The sequence below is a fragment of the Kribbella sp. NPDC050281 genome, assembly GCF_040655855.1.
Taxonomy (GTDB): Bacteria; Actinomycetota; Actinomycetes; order Propionibacteriales; family Kribbellaceae; genus Kribbella.
Window position 1 is genome coordinate 22,023 of the sequence record NZ_JBFAKS010000056.1, and the last position, 15,641, is coordinate 37,663.

Annotated in this window: 16 protein-coding genes and 1 pseudogene; 8 read left to right on the top strand and 9 right to left on the bottom strand. The window is 69.7% G+C overall.

Going from position 1 to position 15,641, the window contains the following annotated elements:
- Nucleotides 1–38 precede the first annotated feature (38 nt).
- Entirely contained in the window at nucleotides 39–914 is an 876-nt protein-coding gene (locus tag AB0I34_RS39785; protein ID WP_360456334.1) for a phosphoribosylaminoimidazolesuccinocarboxamide synthase, read from the top strand.
- 13 nt (nucleotides 915–927) lie between these two features.
- Here AB0I34_RS39785 and AB0I34_RS39790 read toward each other — a convergent pair whose 3' ends face one another.
- From AB0I34_RS39790 to AB0I34_RS39805, 4 genes are all read right to left on the bottom strand, one after another.
- On the bottom strand, nucleotides 928–1,416 hold the full coding sequence (locus AB0I34_RS39790) for a hypothetical protein (protein WP_360456337.1): 489 nt from the start codon (nucleotides 1,414–1,416) through the stop codon (nucleotides 928–930).
- A 97-nt stretch (nucleotides 1,417–1,513) separates the two neighbouring features.
- Nucleotides 1,514–2,842 carry an FtsX-like permease family protein gene (locus AB0I34_RS39795; protein ID WP_360456340.1) on the bottom strand — a complete coding sequence of 443 codons (1,329 nt, stop codon included), beginning with the start codon at nucleotides 2,840–2,842 and terminating at the stop codon, nucleotides 1,514–1,516.
- Nucleotides 2,839–3,519 carry an ABC transporter ATP-binding protein gene (locus AB0I34_RS39800; RefSeq protein ID WP_360456343.1) on the bottom strand — a complete coding sequence of 227 codons (681 nt, stop codon included), beginning with the start codon at nucleotides 3,517–3,519 and terminating at the stop codon, nucleotides 2,839–2,841. The genes AB0I34_RS39795 and AB0I34_RS39800 overlap by 4 nt, the downstream gene beginning before the upstream one ends.
- A complete protein-coding gene (locus tag AB0I34_RS39805) occupies nucleotides 3,516–4,037 on the bottom strand; it encodes a PadR family transcriptional regulator (protein WP_360456347.1) in 522 nt (173 codons plus the stop codon). The genes AB0I34_RS39800 and AB0I34_RS39805 overlap by 4 nt, the downstream gene beginning before the upstream one ends.
- Nucleotides 4,038–4,152: 115 nt before the next feature.
- On the opposite strand from AB0I34_RS39805, the gene purS reads away from it, so the two are divergent.
- The 5 genes from purS (at nucleotide 4,153) to AB0I34_RS39830 (ending at nucleotide 9,957) form a co-directional block, all read left to right on the top strand.
- Nucleotides 4,153–4,407 (top strand): phosphoribosylformylglycinamidine synthase subunit PurS, encoded by a 255-nt coding sequence (purS, locus tag AB0I34_RS39810; protein WP_131359615.1) that lies wholly within the window; start codon nucleotides 4,153–4,155, stop codon nucleotides 4,405–4,407.
- A complete protein-coding gene (purQ, locus tag AB0I34_RS39815) occupies nucleotides 4,404–5,075 on the top strand; it encodes a phosphoribosylformylglycinamidine synthase subunit PurQ (RefSeq protein WP_360456350.1) in 672 nt (223 codons plus the stop codon). The genes purS and purQ overlap by 4 nt, the downstream gene beginning before the upstream one ends.
- On the top strand, nucleotides 5,075–7,132 hold the full coding sequence (locus AB0I34_RS39820; protein ID WP_360456353.1) for a hypothetical protein: 2,058 nt from the start codon (nucleotides 5,075–5,077) through the stop codon (nucleotides 7,130–7,132). The genes purQ and AB0I34_RS39820 overlap by 1 nt, the downstream gene beginning before the upstream one ends.
- Before the next feature lies 1 nt (nucleotide 7,133).
- A complete protein-coding gene (gene purL, locus AB0I34_RS39825; RefSeq protein ID WP_360456356.1) occupies nucleotides 7,134–9,395 on the top strand; it encodes a phosphoribosylformylglycinamidine synthase subunit PurL in 2,262 nt (753 codons plus the stop codon).
- Between the two features lie 70 nt (nucleotides 9,396–9,465).
- On the top strand, nucleotides 9,466–9,957 hold the full coding sequence (locus AB0I34_RS39830; RefSeq protein WP_360456359.1) for a DUF1707 domain-containing protein: 492 nt from the start codon (nucleotides 9,466–9,468) through the stop codon (nucleotides 9,955–9,957).
- 25 nt (nucleotides 9,958–9,982) lie between these two features.
- Here the strand turns inward: AB0I34_RS39830 and AB0I34_RS39835 are convergent, their stop codons facing one another.
- Together AB0I34_RS39835 and AB0I34_RS39840 are read right to left on the bottom strand one after the other, a co-directional pair.
- Entirely contained in the window at nucleotides 9,983–10,816 is an 834-nt protein-coding gene (locus AB0I34_RS39835; protein ID WP_360456362.1) for a hypothetical protein, read from the bottom strand.
- Nucleotides 10,803–11,411, bottom strand: coding sequence for a sigma-70 family RNA polymerase sigma factor (locus AB0I34_RS39840; protein WP_360456365.1), 609 nt, complete (start codon nucleotides 11,409–11,411; stop codon nucleotides 10,803–10,805). The genes AB0I34_RS39835 and AB0I34_RS39840 overlap by 14 nt, the downstream gene beginning before the upstream one ends.
- 70 nt (nucleotides 11,412–11,481) lie before the next feature.
- On the opposite strand from AB0I34_RS39840, the gene AB0I34_RS39845 reads away from it, so the two are divergent.
- Entirely contained in the window at nucleotides 11,482–12,039 is a 558-nt protein-coding gene (locus tag AB0I34_RS39845; protein ID WP_360456368.1) for a GNAT family N-acetyltransferase, read from the top strand.
- Nucleotides 12,036–12,692, top strand: coding sequence for a hypothetical protein (locus tag AB0I34_RS39850; protein WP_360456371.1), 657 nt, complete (start codon nucleotides 12,036–12,038; stop codon nucleotides 12,690–12,692). The genes AB0I34_RS39845 and AB0I34_RS39850 overlap by 4 nt, the downstream gene beginning before the upstream one ends.
- Here the strand turns inward: AB0I34_RS39850 and ptsP are convergent.
- The 3 genes and pseudogenes from ptsP to dhaL form a co-directional block, all read right to left on the bottom strand.
- Nucleotides 12,671–14,590, bottom strand: a complete 1,920-nt coding sequence (gene ptsP, locus AB0I34_RS39855; protein ID WP_360456416.1) for a phosphoenolpyruvate--protein phosphotransferase — start codon at nucleotides 14,588–14,590, stop codon at nucleotides 12,671–12,673. The genes AB0I34_RS39850 and ptsP overlap by 22 nt on opposite strands.
- A 51-nt stretch (nucleotides 14,591–14,641) precedes the next feature.
- A pseudogene (gene dhaM, locus AB0I34_RS39860) lies at nucleotides 14,642–15,022 on the bottom strand (dihydroxyacetone kinase phosphoryl donor subunit DhaM); the annotation flags it as partial.
- Entirely contained in the window at nucleotides 15,019–15,639 is a 621-nt protein-coding gene (gene dhaL, locus AB0I34_RS39865; protein WP_360456419.1) for a dihydroxyacetone kinase subunit DhaL, read from the bottom strand. The pseudogene dhaM and the gene dhaL, both read right to left, overlap by 4 nt.
- Between the last annotated feature and the right edge of the window lie 2 nt (nucleotides 15,640–15,641).

The following is a 15,641-nucleotide window of genomic DNA, read 5'->3' on the forward strand; positions in this document are numbered from 1 at the left end:
TTGGTGAGTGGCGGAGGTCCGGGTGGAAGAATCCTGGCGTGACCACATCTCCTCAGGCAGCCGAGATCGCCGGTGCGAAGCACATCCACTCCGGGAAGGTCCGTGATCTGTACGAGCTGGATTCCGGCGAGCTGCTGATGGTGGCGAGCGACCGGATGAGTGCCTTCGACTGGATCCTGGAGACGCCGATCCCGGACAAGGGCAAGGTGCTCACCGCGATGAGCCTGTGGTGGTTCGAGCAGCTCGACGTACCGAACCACATCCTGTCCACCGACGTACCGGCCGAGGTCGCGGGCCGTGCGGTCGTGTGCGAGAAGCTGGACATGTTCCCGGTCGAGTGCGTCGCCCGCGGCTACCTCAGCGGCACCGGGCTGCTCGACTACAACGCCACCGGCGCGGTCTGCGGTATCCCGCTCCCAGCCGGGCTGGTCGAGGGCTCGCGGCTGGTCGAGCCGATCTTCACCCCGGCGGCCAAGGCCGAGCTCGGCGAGCATGACGAGAACGTTTCGTACGACGCTGTGGTCGCGACCGTCGGCGCGGACGTGGCGGCGGCGCTGCGGGACCTGACGATGGACATCTACACGCGGGCGCATGGGACGGCGGAGGAGCGCGGGATCATCCTGGCCGACACGAAGTTCGAGTTCGGTGCCCGGGCGGACGGCACGATCGTGCTGGCCGACGAGGTGCTGACCCCGGACTCGAGCCGCTTCTGGCCGGCCGACCAGTGGTCGCCGGGTCGGCAGCAACCGTCGTACGACAAGCAGATCGTCCGCGACTGGCTGCAGTTCGAGTCCGGCTGGGACCGCACGTCCGGCGACGCCCCGCCGCCGCTGTCCGACGAGGTGATCGAGCGCACCCGGTCGGCGTACATCGGGGCGTACGAGCAACTGACCGGCCGGAAGTTCACCGCCTGATCCGCACCGCCACTCAGAAGAGGCCGACTCCCAGAGCCAGGGTGATGAAGCGGGCGGCGCGGCCGGCCAGGGTGGAGAGGGCGAAGGTGACGACGCCCATCCGGGAGGCGCCGCCGATGAGCGCGACGCCGTACAGCGGCGGGATGCCGACCGAGGCGCTCAGCAGAGTGACCGGGACGCCCCAGCGGCGGTCGCTCATTGCGTCGAGGAGCCGCTTGCTGACGTCGCGATTCCACTGCACGAACCGCCCCCAGCGGGTGTCGAGGTTCACCGGCTTGGGTTCCTTCGACATCCGGGCGGCGTACCCCGGGCGGTAGCGGACGGCGAGGAACATCGCGACCTTGCCGAGGGTCTGGCCGACCGAGACCCCGATCGCGGCGACCACAGGGTCCAGCGCACCGGAGACTCCGACGCCGAGGACATAGGCCTCCGCGTTCATCACCGGTATGACGGCGGACCCGATCCCGAATCCGACCGCCAGCGCCAGCTGCCACACCCACATGTATCGAAGCGTAGGCGGCGAACCCAGTCCGGGGAGTGGTGCCTGCACCACTTCAGGGAGGAACCCGGGGCCCCTCAACCCCGGATCCCGGCTCTCCCTAGGTGGTGTGCAGGTTGGCGGGGTCGACCGCGTCCCGCACCTGTCCACTCAGTACGCCGCTCGCCAGCGCCGCCAGCAGCCAGGCCAGTACGGCGCTGACGCAGGCCGCGATCACGACGAAGACGACCACGGACGACGTGTCCGCGGTGGGGTCAACTCGGGCCTGGAGCCGGCAGACCAGCCCACCGCCGATCAGCACACCTGTACCGACGGCTACCGCGGCCGGGCCGGTCAACTGGATCCGCACCGACCGCAGAACCTGCGATGCGCCCATCCCGAAGACGTTGAGCGCGGCCAACTGGCTTCGCTGGTCGAGCAGGTCGTCCGCCGCTCCCGCCAGCATCGCCACTCCGGCCGCCAAGGCCGCGAACAGGCTGAGCAGCGCGACGAAACCGAGGCCGGTGTAGATGAAGTCGGCGCTCGCGGTCGACTCACGCTCACTGAGCTGGTGGTCCCGGCCGATCGCCAGCACCGCCCCGACGACGCCACCGCAGACGACCAGCAGGGCGAGCATGCGGCCGACCGATCGCGCGGTGTGGAGCAGCCGGCCGCCGGCCAGCATTCTCACCGGGTCGCCCGACCGCTCCAGCCGCAGCCCGTACGCGGCAACCGCGACGGGCGCGAATCCGGACGCCGCCAAGAGGACCCCAGCGGCCTGGACGAAGATCAGCATCGGGCTGATCGGCATCAGGCTCAGCACGACCAGAACTGTTCCGACGGCGCCGACGGTCAGATACCTGCCTCGCCAGCCTGCACGATCCGGCTCGTTCTTCGGTTCGGTCGAGAGCTGCTGGCGGAGGAGACCTCCGGCGCCGCCGGCAACCAGGGCGAGGACGACAGCGAGGACAGGCCAGGCCACCAGGTCACCCGGAGTGGGCGCCGGAAGCACCCGACCAACCCGCGGCAGAGACTGCAGCACAGCCGCCAACGCCAAATACACCGGCCCTGCAAGCACACCACCGAGCAGACCGCTGAGGCCGGCTTCGGCCGCGCCGATCAGCCGCACTTGGCTGGGCGTCGCGCCAGCCAGTCGCAGCGCTGCCAGTCGCCGGTCGCGTGCCGCCGTGCCGAGTCGGAGGGCCTGGAACGCCAGAGCGCAGGCGGCAGCCGCCAGGAGTACGACGGCTGTCACGACGCCGGGGCGTAGGCCGTCCTCAGTCAGATAGCTGCTGTACGTCGCGCTGTCGAGACTGCCGAGTCGCACGATGCGTTGGCCAGCGAGGAGGAAGACGCCGGCCACGGCGACGGCCGCGACCAGCAGTATCGATCGGCGCCGGTCGGTGGACGACTTCGGCCGGGCCAAGGTGATCAGAGTCGTGAGGGTCATGACAGCCTCACCTCGTGCTGGACGACGCCGTCCCGCAACCGGACCTCTCGATCGGCGTAGGCGGCGACCAGGTTGTCATGCGTGACGATCACCAGCGCAGCGCCGCCGTCGCGGGCGGAGGCGACGAGCAGTTCCATCATCTGCTCGCCGGCGCGACTGTCGAGACTGCCGGTCGGTTCGTCGGCGAACACGACTGCCGGCCCGGTCACCAGCGCCCGCGCTACTGCCGCACGCTGGTTCTGACCGCCGGACAGTTCGCTCGGCAGGGCCTCGCTGTCCGCTGCCACACCGACCCGCTCCAGCCAGTCGAGCGCCGCCCGGCGTGCGGCCGCCGCATCGTGTCCTTCCAGTAGCAGCGGGAGGGCGACGTTGTCCTTGAGCGAGAGGTCGGGCACGAGCTGGCCGAACTGGAGCACGATGCCGGCCTGAGTACGGCGTACTCGTGTCCGCTCGGCTTCGGAGAGCTCGGCGAGGTTGCGGCCGGCCAACTCCACTGTGCCCGCGTGCGGACGGAGGATGCCGGCAGCACAGTGCAGCAGGGTGGACTTGCCACAGCCGCTGGGCCCGGTGACTGCCACGATCTCGCCGGGGTCGACTCGGAGCGAGACGCCGCGTAGGGCGACATCGCGACGGTAGGCGTACTCCACCCGCTGGATGTCCAGGGCGGCGTCGGTCATTGACTGATCTCCTTCTGCTCGGTGATCCGGTCCAGCGCCCGGTCCAGCCAGCGCAGGTCCGCGTCCAGGTGCAGCGCCAGGTAGTCCCGCACCAGCCAGGACGACGAGTCGCCCCCGGCTTCGGCGGACTTGAGCTCGCGGATCCGGTGGAGGTAGATCGCCCGCTGCCGGGCCAGGTAGGCGGACGCGTCCTCGCCGGTCCGGATGGTCGCGACCACTTTGCGGACCATCTCGTCGACGCCGCCGGGGGAGGGCTCGATCGGCTCGGCGAGCCAGCGGGCCAGGTGCTCGCGGCCCTTCGCTGTCAGCGCGTAGACGGTCCGCTCCGGACCGCCTTCGGACGCCCGGTCGACCACCTCGACCAACTCGTCGCGCTCGAGTCGCCCGAGCGTCGTGTACACCTGCCCGAACGCCAGCGGGCGGCTGTCCGGGAACCAGGAGTCGTGGCCGCGTTTCACGTCGTACCCGTGCGCCGGACCGGCGGAGAGTAGTCCCAGAACGAGCTCGGCGGTTGCCATGGCCCAGGACTATACACCGAGTGTATGTACTGAGTGAATAGTCCGCGATGCGGCGTTCTGGCGCACGGTCGGTAGGATTCAGGGCGTCACGCCGGAACGAAACCTGGAGTAGTCAGTGGCTCGCGTTGTCGTCGACGTCATGCTCAAGCCCGAGATCCTCGACCCGCAGGGCAAGGCGGTGCACGGCGCGTTCGGCCGGCTCGGCTTCGACGGCGTGGCCGACGTGCGGCAGGGCAAGCGGTTCGAGATCACCCTGGACGGCGAGGCGACCGAGGAACGGGTCGCCGAGATCCGCAAGGCCGCCGACACGCTGCTGGCCAACCCGGTGATCGAGGACTACACCTTGCACGTCGAGGGCGACGCGCAGTGAAGATCGGGGTCGTCACCTTCCCGGGTTCGCTGGACGACGCGGACGCCCGCCGCGCGGCCGCGGTGGCCGGCGCCGAGCCGGTCGCCCTCTGGCACGGCGACGCCGACCTGCGCGGCGTGGACGCAGTCGTCCTGCCGGGCGGCTTCTCGTACGGCGACTACCTCCGCGCCGGCGCCATCTCCCGCTTCGCCCCGGTGATGGAGACCATCATCAAGAAGGCCGGCGAGGGTCTGCCGGTGCTGGGGATCTGCAACGGCTTCCAGGTGCTGTGTGAGTCGCATCTGCTGCCCGGCGCGCTGATCAAGAACCACCACCGCAAGTTCATCTGCAAGGACCAGCCGCTGCGGATCGAGAACAACCGCACCGCCTGGACCAGCGACTACGACGCCAACCACGAGATCACCATCGTGCTGAAGAACCAGGACGGTTCGTACGTCGCGGACGAGGCCACGCTGGACCGGCTGGAGGGCGAGGGCCTGGTCGTCGCCCGCTACCTGGCCGAGAACCCGAACGGCTCGTACCGCGACATCGCCGGGATCACCAACGAGCGCGGCAACGTGGTCGGCCTGATGCCGCACCCGGAGCACTGCGTCGAGACACTGACCGGCCCGACCACGGACGGCCTGGGCTTCTTCACCTCGGTGCTGAAGGCCGTCGTCTCCAGCTGATGAAGTCGTCAGGAGTGTGGCGCCTGCTGGCCCGCACTCTCTTCCTCACCACGGCGATCCTGATCGCAGCCGCCGGTACGGCGAACGCGCAGCCGGCGAGTCTGATGGCGAAGGTCGTGGTGATCGGCGTACCGGGACTGACCTGGAACGACGTGAAGGCCTCGCCGGAGCTGACCGCGCTGGTGAACCAGTCCCACGTCGGCTCGATCACCGTGAAGACCGCCGGTCCGCACACCTGCCCGGTGGACGGCTGGCTGACGATCAGCGCCGGCACACGGGCCTGGGGGAGCGTCCCGGACGAGCCCTGCGGTGAGCTGCCGGCGGTCACGGACGGCATGGTCGCAGGCTGGCAGACGTACGTCGACCGCCAGGCCGAGCACCACACCGGTGCGCCCATCGGCCGGCTCGGTCAGACCGGCTACCCGATCTGCGGGTTCGGTCCGGGCGCCGCGATTGCCTTGGCGCGGACTGACGGTTCAGTGGCGAACTGGCAGCCAGAGCTCGACCAGGCCCGGTTGGCGAGCCCAGCGTGCGGTGACGCGATCATCGACGCCGGGGCGCTGCCGCTCGGCGAGGGGCGGGCCGAGGCCCGCAACAAGGTTGCGGACCTGGTCGCCGACGCCCGAGCAGCCGGAGGGTGGGTTCTGCTTGTCGGTGTTAGCCAGGAGCTGGCCAACTCGCACCAGGAACCGCTGGTCGCCATGCAGCTCCCACCCGACAACAGACCGCGCTGGCTGACCAGCGACAGCACCCGTCGGCCCGGGCTGATTCAGCTGACCGACATCACCGCGACGATCCTCAAGGAGCGGACCGCCGCGGAGGTGGATCCCGCCGGTGCGGAGAAGGCCGGTCCGCTGGACGGCAACGAGATCCACTTCACCGGCCCCGTGCACACCGACGCGGATGCGGTGATCGAGAACCGGCTGGACACCAACCAGCGGTTCGAGCAGCCGCGGCCGATGCTGATTGCGGTCTCGATGACGATCCTGGCCGCGGAGCTCCTCGCGCTCGCCTGGTTCTGGTTCACCCGCAGCCCGCGGTCCCGGCGTACCTTCGTGTTCACGCTGCTCACCCAGGGCGGGTTCTTCATCGCGGTCTTCCTGTCCACCGCGACGGTGTGGTGGCGCTGGCCGGCGCCCGGATTCTCCTTGTACTGCGTGGTTCTGGGGATCAGCGCGATCCTCGCGGCGGTGTCCCAGCTGGTCCTGAAACGCTACGCGTTCCTGGGGATCACGCTGGCGGCGTACCTGATCCTGCTGGTGGACGGCGTACTGGGGACGCCGCTGCAGTTCGGCAGCATGTTCACCGACGGGCCTGTGATCGGCGGGCGGTTCTACGGCTTCGGCAACTCGACCTTCGCGACGCTGGCCGTCGCCGCACTCGTCACCGCCGGCTGGGCCGCGCAGAAGCTGATCGACAAGAGCAGAGTGCAGGCCGCACTCGCTGTCCTCGTCATCGGTGGCGCTGCGATCGTGGTGGACGGCAGACCGGGCTGGGGGACCGACTTCGGCGGCATCATCGCTCTCACGCCGGCTGTGCTGCTGATGGCCTGGCTGACGTGGCGCGGCAGCATCTCGCTGCGTGCGCTGATCGGTGTGGGTGTTGCCGGCGTACTGGCGGTGTCGGCTGTCGCGTTCCTCGACTACCTGCGGCCCCCGGACCAGCGGAGTCACTTCGGTACGTTCGTGGCCCGGCTGCTGGACGGCGACGTGAGCGACGTACTGATCCGCAAGCTGGACATGGCGGTGCAGTTCTTCACCGGGCCGGCCGGCTGGGCCATGCTCGTCGGTGTGGTGCTGGCCATGCTCGCCACCGTGTTGCCGGACCGGGTGCCGTTCCCGGCGTACCGGACCTTCTACTCGAGTCTGCCGATGATCCGGCCGACTCTGCTCGCTCTGTCGGCCTGCGGTCTGGTCGGCATGCTGCTGAACGACGCCGGAGTCGCACTGCCCGCGATCATGACCGGGTTCAGCCTTCCACTGCTGGTGGCCCACCTGTTGGCTTCCGAGCAGCCCGCTACCGTTTCACCTGAGTCCCACCTAGTGCAGGAGTCCTGAAGTGTCTACCGACACCGTTAGCAACGCCACCAGTACCCCGGACGTCGAGCAGCCCTGGGCCGAGCTCGGTCTGAAGCCGGACGAGTACCAGCGGATCCGCGACATCCTGGACCGGCGGCCGACCAGTTGCGAGCTGGCCATGTACTCGGTGATGTGGAGCGAGCACTGCTCGTACAAGTCGTCCAAGGTGCACCTGCGCAAGTTCGGCGACATCCCGCAGGAGACCCCGGCCGGGAAGATGCTGGCCGGGATCGGCGAGAACGCCGGCGTGATCGACATCGGCGAGGGGTACGCCGTCACGTTCAAGGTCGAGTCGCACAACCACCCGTCGTACGTCGAGCCGTACCAGGGCGCGGCGACCGGGGTCGGCGGCATCGTCCGCGACATCCTGGCGATGGGCGCCCGGCCGGTCGCGGTGATGGACCCCCTGCGGTTCGGCCCGCTGGACGCGCCGGACACCAAGCGCGTGCTGCCCGGCATCGTGTCGGGCGTCGGTGGCTACGGCAACAGCCTCGGACTGCCCAACGTCGGCGGTGAGGTCGTCTTCGACCCGACGTACCTCGGCAACCCGCTGGTCAACGCGCTCTGCGTCGGCGTGATGCGGCACGAGGATCTGCACCTGGCGAACGCGACCGGTCTCGGCAACCAGATCATCCTGTACGGCGCCAAGACCGGTGGCGACGGGATCGGCGGAGTGTCGGTGCTGGCCAGCGAGACGTTCGCCGAGGGCGGTCCGACCAAGCGGCCGGCGGTCCAGGTCGGCGACCCGTTCATGGAGAAGCTGCTGATCGAGTGCACGCTCGAGCTGTTCGCCGCGCGGGTGGTCGAGGGCATCCAGGACCTCGGCGGCGCCGGGCTGTCCTGCGCGACCTCAGAGCTGGCCAGCGCGGGTGACGGCGGTATGTACGTCTCGCTCGACAAGGTGCCGCTGCGGGACGCGTCGCTGGCGCCGGAAGAGATCCTGATGAGCGAGTCGCAGGAACGGATGATGGCGGTCGTCACGCCGGACAACGTCGAGGCGTTCCTGAAGATCTGCGCGAAGTGGGACGTCCAGGCCGACGTCATCGGCGAGGTCACCGGCACCGGCCGGCTCGAGATCGACTGGCACGGCGAGCGGGTGGTCGACGTACCGCCGCGGACCGTCGCACACGAGGGACCTGTCTACGAGCGTCCTTACGCCAGGCCGGCGTGGCAGGACGACCTGCAGGCCGACGGCGCCGAGAAGTTGCCGCGCGCAACCACTCCGGAGGACCTGCGGGACACGCTGCTGAAGCTGGTCGCGTCGCCGAACCTGTGCGACAAGTCCTGGGTCACGGACCAGTACGACCGCTACGTGCTCGGCAACTCGGTGCTCGCGCAGCCCGAGGACAGCGGGATGATCCGGGTCGACGAGACCAGCGGCCTCGGGGTCGCGGTGTCGACCGACTGCAACGGGCGATTCGCCAAGCTCGACCCGTACACCGGTGCGAAGCTCGCACTGGCCGAGTCGTACCGCAACGTCGCCACCACCGGCGCCCGGCCGATCGCGGTGACCGACTGCCTGAACTTCGGCTCGCCCGAGGACCCGGCGGTGATGTGGCAGTTCGCGGAGGCGATCCGCGGCCTGGTCGACGGCTGCATCGAGCTGGGCATCCCGGTCACCGGCGGCAACGTGTCGTTCTACAACCAGACCGGCGAGACCCCGATCCTGCCGACGCCGGTGGTCGGCGTCCTCGGTGTCATCGACGACGTCACCCGCCGTACGCCGATCGGCTTCACGGCCGAGATGGAAGGCCACCAGCTGTACCTGCTCGGTGAGACCGAGGAGGAGCTGTCCGGGTCGGAGTGGGCGCACGTCGTCCACGGCCACCTCGGTGGGCGGCCACCGGCGGTCGACCTGGCCGCGGAGCAGCAGTTGGCCGACATCCTGATCAACGCGTCCCGCGACGGCCTGATCGACGCGGCGCACGACGTCAGCGACGGCGGTGTCGCGCAGACGCTGGTCGAGTCGGCGCTCCGCGGTGGCGTGGGTGCCCGGGTCTGGGCGCCGGACGGGCTCGACCCGTTCCTGTTCCTGTTCGCGGAGTCGGCCGGCCGTGCGGTCGTCGCCGTACCGCGCACCGAAGAGGTCCGGTTCACCGACATGTGCACCGCACGCCGCTTCCCGCACGCGAAGATCGGCGTCATCACCGGCGACTCCCTGGACGTCCAGGACCAGTTCGAGCTCCCGCTCACCGAGCTCCGCACCGCCTGGACCCAGACGCTTCCGGCCGCCCTCAGCTGACCAGCCCCTCGAGGACCCGGCCGCTGCCCGGTCGTCTGGCACACTCGAAAGGACGAGTGAGGTGAGGCGGATGGTGGAGCAGCGGCCGGCTAAGCCGTCTGTGGGCGACCTGATCGGGTTGGCGTCCGCGGCCGGGCAGGAGGCCCGGGTGGCGGCGGCCCGGCGGCGGCTGGCGAACATCCGGCTGACCGACGAGGAGCGCCGGATCTGTACCGACGACCTGGCCGAGGCGTTCGCTGTCGGGCGGCTGGACGAGGACGAGTTGCACCGGCGGGTGGATCGACTGAACGAGGCCGTCACGCACGGCGAACTGCAGCCGATCTTCACCGGGCTACCGGCGCCGTCGCTGTACCAGGTCGAGCCGCGCAAGACCGGCCGGTGGCGCTGGGCGGCGTTCGTCGGTGCGGTCTGGCTGGCCCTGCCGTTCTTCCTGCTCGGACTCGTCTTCCTGGTCTTCGGTCGCGAGGTCGCCGCCGCGATCTTCGGCCTGCCCGCGATCCTCTGGACCCTCGTCGCCTACCGCTGGGCGGCCGGCAAAACCAAACGCTCCCGCCGATCCTGAGACCAACGGGAGCGCTCCAACGGATCTACTTGGCTGGATCCGGACCGACCCACAGGCTGACCTTGCCCGGATGCCTTGTCCCGGACCCGTGCACGTACCAGTCGTCGGGAACGGAGTCCTTGGAGTCGTAGTTCGGGCCCGAACCGACCAGGTAGCCCTCGACCTGTACGCCGCGAGCCTCGATCAGCGGCAGGACCTGCGCGACCGTCTTGTTGTCGATGACCAGACCGGCCAACACCTCGCCCTTGTCGGTCGCCGACGACGACGAGTGCCTGTACATCTCGCCCGGCTTGGCCTTCCGGCCGAACTGTATCTCGGTGCTGCCGTCGTAGTTCTTCGGGATCTCCAGACCATCCTGGCACCCCGGATCGGAGGCGTTCAGCGTGCCGTTGCACTTCTCGCCCGGTAGAAGCCGATGGAGCTGGTCCATCTCCCGCTGACTCCCGCTGCTGAAGCTGACCATCGTGCCGACGAACGGCGGGCTGACCGGGACGGACTTGACCGTGATGTCGAGGCCCATCTTCTTGAACTCGGCGTTGTACCGCTTCGGGTCCGCGTTCGGATCGACCACGCGGACGATCAGCTTGTCGCCGCGCTCCGTGAACGAGAGTGCCTGCGGCTGGTCCTGAGCGGGCTGGTCGATCAGCCTGGCGGCGACCGTACCGGCGACCACGAGGGCGCAGGCGACCGCCACGATGAGCCGGGGTCGCACCGAACGGCGGCGGCCGGCCAGGTTGACGACACGCTGGTGGGGTTCGCTGGTGATGTTGGCGGACAGCTCGGACCAGGCCGCGTCGGTGATCTCATGGTCGGCGCGGGCCAGGCCGCGGACGGCGGCGTCGATGTCAGGCGTCTTCATGTGAGGTCTCTTCCGTGAGGGCGACCAGCTTCCGGTTCGCCAGCGGGGCGGTGAGCAGCTTGGCGAACCGTTTCCGGGCGCGGTGCAGCCTGATCCGTACGGCGTTGCGCGTGATCCCGAGTACGGTCGCGATCTGGGCCGTGTCGAGGTCCTCCCAGGCGACCAGGGACAGCAGTTCCCGATCCTGCTCGGGCAGTGCGCTGAACGCCCGTGCCGCGGGGGTGTCGTCGGGCAACGACCGCTCCGTCCCGTCCGGCTCGGTGAGTTCCTGGCGCAGCTTGGTCGCGAGTGCGTGCCGGCGTCCCTCGCCTCTGCGGTGATTGGCCAGCACCCGCCGCGCCACGCCGTACAGCCATGGCCTTGTCTGGACGCCCGAAGGGATGTCGTCGAGCCGTCGCCACGCGATCAGGAACGTGTCCGCGAGCAGGTCGGCGGCGTCATGGCCGCTGTCGGTCCGGCGGTGCAGGTAGCCGAGGACGGCCTCCCGGTGCGCGCCGAACAGCTCTTCGAACCGGTCCCTGCGTGGATCCGGTGGTGGGTGCACGGCTCCCTCACTCACCGGCCCTGCCCAGGCCTTGATCGGTGTCTGCGTCATACCCGGTAGATGTCCGGCAACGGTCCGACCCATTTCACCGCACGGGTGTTGCGGAACTAGCCTGTGAGGCGTGGAGGCTGTGTTGCGGGTCGCGGTGCGGGCGGACGGGCCGGCGGTGGCCGAGTTGGCGCGCGCCTCGGTGCGGGAGCTGTTCCCGGCGTACTACGACCCCGCCCAGACGGCCAGCGCCGCGGCACACATCACGACGCTGGACACCGCGCTGATCGACGACGGGACCTACTACGTGCACGAGGCCGACGGGGAGATCGTCGCGTGCGGTGGCTGGAGCCGGCGGAACAAGCTGTTCAACGCCAGTACGGCGGGAGCCGACGCGCGACTGCTCGATCCGGCGACCGAGCCGGCCCGGATCCGTGCGATGTTCGTCCGCAGCGACTGGACCCGCCGGGGCCTGGGCCGGGCCATCCTGGACGCCTGCACCGATGCGGCCCGGGCCGAGGGCTTCACGCACCTGGCGCTGATGGCGACGCTGCCCGGCGTACCGCTCTACAAGGCTTTCGGATTCACCGAGGTGGAATCCGCCGAACTTCCCATGCCCGACGGCGTCGTCCTCGGCGCCGTCGCGATGGAACGCCCAATCGACCTGCCCGTGAAGGAGAAGTCTGTATGAGCTCAGGCACCACTGTCGACGCACCCGACGGCACCGAGGTCGTCCTCGGCGAGATCGGTACGCGCGTCCTGCTGAAGAACTCCCGGGTCCGCGTCTGGGAGGTCTCGCTCGCGCCGGGCGAGGCGCAGGGCTGGCACCTGCACCACAACCCGTACGTCGTGCTGTGCCTGTCGACGTCGCCGTGTCACATGGACTGGCTCGATGGCAGCCCGGCCCGGCAGCTCAGCGAGACCGTCGGTGGTTCGGTCTACCGTCCGGTGTCGCCGGTCCACATGCTCACGAACGACGGCGAAACGCCGTACCTGAACCGGCTGATCGAGGTGCTCGACCTGGGTGAGGAGGCCTCGGGCGATCCGTACTTCCTGGTCGCCGGCGTGCCCGCGGAGGCGGGATTCGAGCAGGTGGGCGAGGTCCCGGCGAAGGTGGTCGTCGACGAGGACGACGTCCGCGTGCAGCACGTCACGCCTGATGCGGGGGAGTCCTATACCTGGCACACCGGCGCGTACCCGGCTCTCGTGGTCGACCTCGATCTGGAGCACCCGGACGTCACGTACCTCGAGCCCGGCGAGTCCTACACGCTGCCCACCAAGCCGACGCGGACGTCCGGCTTCAACCTGGTCGAGCTGCGCTACTACAGCAAGCCACGCACCTGAGCGGCGTCCCGAGCGGCCAGCACAGCGGCAGTGTCGATCTGACGAAGATCTGCGCGCCGTAGACGTTCCTTGACCAGCGGAACCTGCGGACCGACCGCACTGAGCTCGTCCACACCAAGAGCAGCGAGGAGTACGGCGGCCTGCGAATCGCTGGCCAGATCACCGCAAACAGCTACCCGGACGCCGGCCCGCCTGACGACGTTGTCGATCAGCTGCAGTACGGCGGGGTCCAGGCCGTCGGCCAGTGGCGCGACCGCGGTGTTGGTGCGGTCGGCGGCGGTTGTGTACTGCGTGAGGTCGTTGGTGCCGATGCTGACGAAGTCCAGGCCGGCCGCGAGGGTGTCGATCCGGAGCGCGGCGGCCGGGATCTCGACCATGATGCCGACCTCCAGCCCGTCGGGCCGCGGACCTCGTTGGTCGAGCTGGTCGAGCGCCCAGGCGACCTCGTCCGCGGTCGTCACCATCGGGAACATCACGTGCACCGGCGTCTCGGCTGCGACCCGGCGTACGGCTTCGAGCTGGTCCCGCAGCAGCTCAGGACGGCGACGGAAGACCCGGAGGCCGCGCTCACCCAGGAACGGGTTCGGCTCCTGGTCCTGCGGGAGGAACGGCAGCGGCTTGTCGCCGCCGATGTCCCAGGTCCGGATGGTGATCGGCTTTCCTTGCAGGGCTTGGGCGATCGCACGGAACTGCTCGGCCTGCTCGTCGATGCTCGGCGCCGTACGCCGGTGGCCGAACACGACTTCGGTCCGCACCAGCCCGGACCCATCCGCACCACGCGCGTCCACAGCGTCCTGCACCGACCCCACGTTCACCAGTACGGCGATCGTCCTGCCGTCCACGGTCGTCGCCGGCTGATCGGCCTCCGCGATCGCGCGATCCCGCTCGGTCTGCCGCTCCGCGATGGTCCGCCGGACCGCGTCCTCGTCCGGCGCGACCTCGAACGAACCTGTCCGCGCGTCGAAAGCGACGGTCGCTCCGTCCGGCACGGCGACATCTCCGATACCAGTGATGAGAGGTATCCCGCGCGATCGAGCCACGATCACCCCATGCCCGGTCGTCCCGGCCGCCCGCACCGCGATCCCGGCGACCTTGGCGGCGTCGAGCGTGGCCGCGGTCGCCGCGTCCAGCTCGGGTACGACGAGGATCCCACCGTCGGCCGCTTCGTCGACGGTCGCTCCCGTCAGAGCTCGCAGTACCCGATCCCGCACCGCTCTGACATCCTGCGCGCGCTCCCGTTGATAGGCGTCATCCAGCCCTTCGAACGTCTTCGCCAGGTTGTCGTAGGTCTGCTTCCAGGCGACCGGTGCCGGCGTACCTGCGGCGATCGCGGCCCGAATCTCGTCGAGCGGCTTGCGGTCCTTCAGCAATGCGAGATGTGCCTCGAAGATCCCGCCGAGCTCGCCACTGCGCTCCCGAAGTTGCCCTAGCTCCTCGGCAACCGTCGCCATCGCGTCCTCGAGCCGCGCCCACTCGTCACCACTGGCGACGTAGCCGCTCACGTCCACCTGCGCCCCGGCAACAACCGCCGGCCCCAGAGCCACATCAAGCCCGGACCCACCGGGGGAGGTCGCTGCCAGTCCGATGCTGTCGGGAGCGGCGGTCGTGGCCGGCTCGTCGCCGAAGTTCTCGGCAGCCAGCTTGCCGATCGCCGCGAGCGCCTCGGCGGCCTGCGGACCGCTCGCCCCGACTCGCAACCGGTGACCCTGCTGGGCGTTCAGGGTTGCGACCATACTCAGACTGCCCGCGTCGATCGGCCCTCGCCCGGTGTCCAGATCGGTCAGCGTCACCACAGCATCGAACGAGTTCACCAAGCCGACCAGCCGAGCCGCGGGCCGGGCGTGCAAGCCGTGCTCGTTGCCGACAACAACTTCCACCGTCTGATCCGACTCGACCACGGCAGCCGTCTCAGCAGCTCCACCCTCACCGAGATGATCCTGCTTCCCGAGCAACCCACGCTCAGCCTCTGTCGCAACCGCGTCCAGCGAGGCTCCGGTGGAGGCTGTCACCACAGCCGCCACCAGCCCTTCGACCAGCGGCGCACTCGACAACCGCACGCGCTCGGCAAGATCCGGATCAACGAACTCCAGTGCCAGCTCCGCACTCAGCACCGCGCTGCCCAGGTCGAGCAGCACGAGTACGCCGTCCGGGCTGTCCGCCGTCGTGATCGCCTCGGAGACCGCCATCGCGTCGGTACCGAACGTCGTCGCGTCCAGCCCGGCCGCGACCGCGATCACCGGACGGTTGTCCGCGGCAACCATCTCCAAGGCGAGCCCGACCGCCGCGGTCGCCAGCGCGTGGCTGTGCGACACGACCACGATCCCGATCATGCGAGGGTGCGGGCAGCCGACTCCAGCAACAGTGTGGTGCTCGTCGCCCCCGGGTCCTGATGACCGGCGCTGCGCTCGCCCAGGTAGCTCGCGCGACCTTTCCGAGCCACCAGCGGGACCGTCGCGTCCCGGCCCTTCGCGGCCGCCTCCGCCGCCGCGGTGAGCGCACCGGCGAGATCCGCCCCGCCCGCGACCGCGGCGTCGTACGCGTCCAGAGCCGGCGCCCAGGCGTCGTACATGGTCTTGTCGCCGAGCTCGGCCTTCCCGCGCTGGAGGATGCCGCCGACGCCCGCCTTGAACGCCTCGCCGATCGTCGCCGGGGTCAGGTCGGCGCCGGCCAGCGCGGTCCCGAAGCGGAGGAAGAACGTGCCGTACAGCGGCCCGCTCGCCCCGCCGACCTTGCTGACCAGCGTCATCCCGGCCTTCTTCATCAGCTCGTCGACCGTCTCGAAGCTGGTTTCGTCCAGCAGCGCGACGATCGCCTGGAAACCACGGTCCATGTTGGCCCCGTGGTCCGCGTCGCCGATCGCCGAGTCCAGCTCGGTCAGGTACGCCGCATTGTCGTGCAAGGAACTCGCGGCATCACGCAGCCAGTTGACGAAGTTGTCGACTCCCATGC

Excerpts from the sequence above, each read along its gene's own strand:
- AB0I34_RS39790 (WP_360456337.1), bottom strand. The coding sequence starts at position 1,416 with ATGTGGGTGTGGCAGCTGGCGCTGGCGGTCGGATTCGGGATCGGGTCC.
- AB0I34_RS39805 (WP_360456347.1), bottom strand. The coding sequence starts at position 4,037 with ATGGCAACCGCCGAGCTCGTTCTGGGACTACTCTCCGCCGGTCCGGCG.
- AB0I34_RS39835 (WP_360456362.1), bottom strand. The coding sequence starts at position 10,816 with ATGAAGACGCCTGACATCGACGCCGCCGTCCGCGGCCTGGCCCGCGCC.
- AB0I34_RS39830 (WP_360456359.1), top strand. The coding sequence starts at position 9,466 with ATGGTGGAGCAGCGGCCGGCTAAGCCGTCTGTGGGCGACCTGATCGGG.
- dhaL (WP_360456419.1), bottom strand. The coding sequence starts at position 15,639 with ATGGGAGTCGACAACTTCGTCAACTGGCTGCGTGATGCCGCGAGTTCC.
- AB0I34_RS39800 (WP_360456343.1), bottom strand. The coding sequence starts at position 3,519 with ATGACCGACGCCGCCCTGGACATCCAGCGGGTGGAGTACGCCTACCGT.
- AB0I34_RS39850 (WP_360456371.1), top strand. The coding sequence starts at position 12,036 with ATGAGCTCAGGCACCACTGTCGACGCACCCGACGGCACCGAGGTCGTC.
- AB0I34_RS39840 (WP_360456365.1), bottom strand. The coding sequence starts at position 11,411 with ATGACGCAGACACCGATCAAGGCCTGGGCAGGGCCGGTGAGTGAGGGA.
- AB0I34_RS39820 (WP_360456353.1), top strand. The coding sequence starts at position 5,075 with ATGAAGTCGTCAGGAGTGTGGCGCCTGCTGGCCCGCACTCTCTTCCTC.
- AB0I34_RS39795 (WP_360456340.1), bottom strand. The coding sequence starts at position 2,842 with ATGACCCTCACGACTCTGATCACCTTGGCCCGGCCGAAGTCGTCCACC.